Source organism: Halomonas sp. A29 (genome assembly GCF_046723295.1).
In the GTDB taxonomy this organism is placed as follows: domain Bacteria; phylum Pseudomonadota; class Gammaproteobacteria; order Pseudomonadales; family Halomonadaceae; genus Halomonas.
In genome coordinates, this window is record NZ_JAXQPR010000025.1 from 1 (window position 1) to 3,937 (window position 3,937).

Genomic DNA, 3,937 nt, shown 5'->3' on the forward strand with positions numbered 1-3,937 from the left:
CCGACGGGCGCGTCACCTTGAACGAGTAGTCGGTACCGAACTCATCGGTCACGACAGGAATCACACCCAGAATCTCAACGAAGGCTGTTTGGTCCCAAGAGAACATGTGTAAGCGCCTAACGCCTTGCTCACCGGAAAATTAAGAGCGTAGCGAGTAATTTTTCCGAGTGCAGCAACTTGTTATAAGCCATAGCACTCAGAGCTAGAATTAAATACATTTCTACTGCATTGATACACTACATGCTTGTTGTATTGCTCTAGTGCAGATAAATCATTGGTTATATTGTGTACATCAATCGATTTAGGACCTGCCTTGAATCTTTCCACTAGTTCTTTGGGGGCAGTTGCCGGAGCAAGTAAATCTAGATTTCCGAAGAGGTATCTTATAAACCCATGAGAATATAAATTAAAATCCCACGCCATATGGTCCTTTTCGGGTAAAGGGATACTATAACCCCGATCAGAAAGAAGGCATGTTTTATCATCATAGGTATATATAAGAACCATGATGAATAAATCTGGATTCTCATACAGTCCTTTTACAACTTGTTCCAGAAAGTTAGGCTGATCTTTTTCGAGCGGCGTTAGCAAAAGAAATATCACAGAAAGCCAGTCTGCATATTCTTCTTCTGTTACTCCCAACTGATTACAAAGGTAATTTTGCTGAGGCTTTCTTCCATTAAGTATACGTTCAAAGTTTTTATAGTGAATGGGATCAGTTGGGTGAACATCCCTAAGTTGAGGGAACGTATTTAGCACCTTTTTAATCGAGTATGGATTTCTAACAAAATTTAGAAACTTAGAAAGAAAAATGTTAAGTATTTCTGACTTTATGTCTGCGCCCGCAGCAGGAAGCTTTAAAACCAAACTTTCAGTATTTGTCTTGATGTTCGCCTCATAATGATGAAATAACTTTTCAAAATTATATCTGGCAGCCTCTTTTTCAAGAACATCAAAGCTAAATATATCGTTCAGGCTTAGTGTATTTGAAATTTTAAAGCCTTTATCTGAATCTAGATTTATAGAATAAGATTCTCGATCCTTGAGGCTAAATGAGTAAATTTTTTGATTTTCTTCTTTAACTAATGGATTAATCGCATTAAGCCTCTGTTCTACTTGAGGTACAAAATGTTGATTTTTAGTTAAATCCTGCAAATCCACGCCTAATTCTCCATTGGCTTATAACGCCGGGCTCACGCGCCAGTTTGGAGCCGCGAAGCGGTGGAAAATCGGTCGCCGTGCAGCCGATGGTTATGTTTTTCTCGCTTTCTCAATATGACTTAACACTTTCGATTTTCGTTTTCTTGTTATTTCTAATGTGCGGCTGCTCCCAGAACTTAGCTTTAGCTTCTTGTTCGGAGTTACAGCCGCGCAATGTCACACTTACTGGTCCAGAGCCTTGTGTATACTTTATAACATATGTCTTACTCATTCTTTTGCTCTCCTCCCTGATCTTTCTAACACGCTAAAGATAGCGAATTATCATGTTAATATTAAAAGAAATCGATATAACTGTCTTTTGGGTTCGGCCAGCTTTTCGACAAACAATCATATATTCTCTGAACCCATTTAGGGTCATTACTAGCTGCTTCACCTACATAGTCGTTACCTGCATCCCAAGTCTCAAGGCGGAAAGCTAGGCCTTCTGTATTCAGGTTTCCGACCTCATCAGACAAGTACGCCACCCCTTCTTTGGTAACGCGCAGCTGACGAGACTGAGAGTCATCTTTTGAAGCTATTAGAGCTTTCACTCCATCTACTGTAAACTGACTTTTATCATTTAGATTCAATTTCATCGTTTCATCTCCTTGCAAGTGTAAGTGGCGATTAATCTACAAAAGAACATAACGCTTCGCATCACCGGCGGCCAAAATCGGCGCGACGAAGGAGCGGCGCTTTTGGCTGTCCGAGTGCATGCGTTTGTTAGGCATTATCTTCTGCCTGACCTTCGTTTTCTTGTTGGTTGGCATGATTTGAATTCCAAAAGGTGTTAAATATAAGACGAAAAGCAAGCCACCAAGCATAGATTGAATATATATTTTGGCTTTCCTCATACCCTATAAGACCGTGCGCTAATTCATTTCGTAGATTAGGTCCGAAAGGATCACAAAATATTGCTTTTAATTCGAACGAAAGATCTTTTCCAAAGATGTCTTCTACCTTTTGATTATCCATTAGCGTACTAAGACCGTTTTCGTTCTCTATGCCGTTAATATCTATATTGGTTGTCTTTTCCCCATGTTGTTTTAGATGATATCTAACTAAGTTTTCTATCTGGGGAATAATCAAATGCAAGGCGCTAATAAAATCGCCATCGAAGCCTTGAAAAAGCGCTTTTGCCATAAGCCGAATTCTATCTGGCGGCACTACCGGAGACCTTTTTACAACTGAATAAAAATCCGCCTCCTTCAACCTGTGCTCTTGCCTAATTACTTCAAGAGCTGGCCAGATATCACCCTGCACTACCAAGCTGAGTTCCATAGCGTAGTGCTTAACCATTTCGGGCCATATGACTGCTTCTTGATTTTCTCCCCCAAGAACAGCTGCAGGTTTCTTTGCAACTACTCTGCCGTCGGATGACATATGAGTAGCTGCAAATAATGACTGCAAGGGGTGATTCCTTATCATTTCCTCAGAGAAGCTTCGTATTTTGTCAGCTCGTGCCCCTCTGTAGACGTTTGCAAACTGCAATAGCGCTTCCGATAATTCTTTCCCCTTTACCGCTTTCACTGAGTTTTCAATTAGTTCGCTGATATCTATTGGCCCAGATGTGATCTGCCCCATTTCATTAAGTGAGTTTTCTCCTGCCTCATTCATTAGCCCCCTGAGTTCAACGATCCTTTCTTCAACATTGTGTTGATCGCGTAGAGCTTTCGGAATTGTTCTGTATTTATGTATCGCACTTTCATAAAAACTCGCAGCAACCATGTTGCTAGGATTATCACCAGACTGCCTAGCGATTGCCTCCTTAACCCAACACTCTGCATTTCTTACAATCATTACTATTGATTGTGGTGTATCTTCTGATTTTTTATACCATTCTGATGCCGCATCTAAATAATCTCTTGCCCTATGAAGATCGCCAGAGTCTTCAAAGTAAGTAGCAAGCGCCTCAAGTTTTTCAGCAATATCCTTCTTATCCTTAACGCCTAAGTGGTGCTTTAAAAGTAAATCAGCTAGCCAGTTGGCCAAATACCCATCTTCCGGCGAAGATTCTTTCAGCGCCTCAACTATTTTTGACTCTATCTCTTTTAACCTTTCGCCGGCACCAGCCCGAAGCATTAGACATAGCTGTATAGCCCTGTCCCAACATTCCCGACCATCTCGAATCCAACTTTCGGTACCGATTTCAATACTTTTATAATTATCTATCGCAGAGAGTGCATGCTGAGGATTCTTCGGCTTTAATAGCAACCACGCTATATCTGAAATTCTTGCACATAATTTTGGCTCATCAATCAAAGGTATGATTTGTGAAAAGAATTCGATGTCTTCATTTTTAAAATCTTCCGGAAGTGCCGAACGTTTTCCATCCATAACCATAAAAGGTGCAAACGGCTCGTTCAGACTATTAGGCTTCAACATCATTGAGCAGGCATCTGCAAGTAACCAAAGTACTTTCCCTGCTTCTAAATTGCCTTCTTCTGTAGCCTTCCGTGCTCTCGACGATAGCTGTTGCCACATGGATGAATAGTCTTCTCGACGTGCTTCTTCCAATGCCTCGCGCCAACCACAAGCATTAAAGTCATCCAATGAAATATTTGTATTCTCTGGGTAACGTTCCATGATGTTCCAAACCTATTTAATGCCTAACGCCTGAATTAAGCCGCGCCGCGAAGCGGCGTCGGCTTGAATGAATTGTTAGGCGCCGCCGAAGGTCTCAACAAAGACATCAGGCTCCACCCAGATACGCAGGCCATGGTGAAGTGGCTGCAGA

3 protein-coding genes are annotated in these 3,937 nt (G+C 41.5%); all 3 read right to left on the reverse strand.

Features of this window, described 5'->3' with window-relative positions; all coding sequences use genetic code 11:
* Positions 1-180: 180 nt before the first annotated feature.
* A complete protein-coding gene (locus SPH52_RS22380) occupies positions 181-1,161 on the reverse strand; it encodes a hypothetical protein (protein ID WP_411797263.1) in 981 nt (326 codons plus the stop codon).
* Positions 1,162-1,493: 332 nt separating this feature from the next.
* Positions 1,494-1,796: a hypothetical protein gene (locus SPH52_RS22385; protein ID WP_411797264.1), complete on the reverse strand. Its 303-nt coding sequence runs from the start codon at positions 1,794-1,796 to the stop codon at positions 1,494-1,496.
* Positions 1,797-1,923: 127 nt separating this feature from the next.
* Complete coding sequence (locus SPH52_RS22390; RefSeq protein WP_411797265.1) at positions 1,924-3,786, reverse strand: DUF4209 domain-containing protein; 1,863 nt, start codon at positions 3,784-3,786, stop codon at positions 1,924-1,926.
* Positions 3,787-3,937 lie beyond the last annotated feature (151 nt).

What these genes read in the sequence shown, in the direction of transcription:
- SPH52_RS22390 (WP_411797265.1), bottom strand. Translation starts at nt 3,786, where the DNA reads ATGGAACGTTACCCAGAGAATACAAATATTTCATTGGATGACTTTAAT.
- SPH52_RS22385 (WP_411797264.1), bottom strand. Translation starts at nt 1,796, where the DNA reads ATGAAATTGAATCTAAATGATAAAAGTCAGTTTACAGTAGATGGAGTG.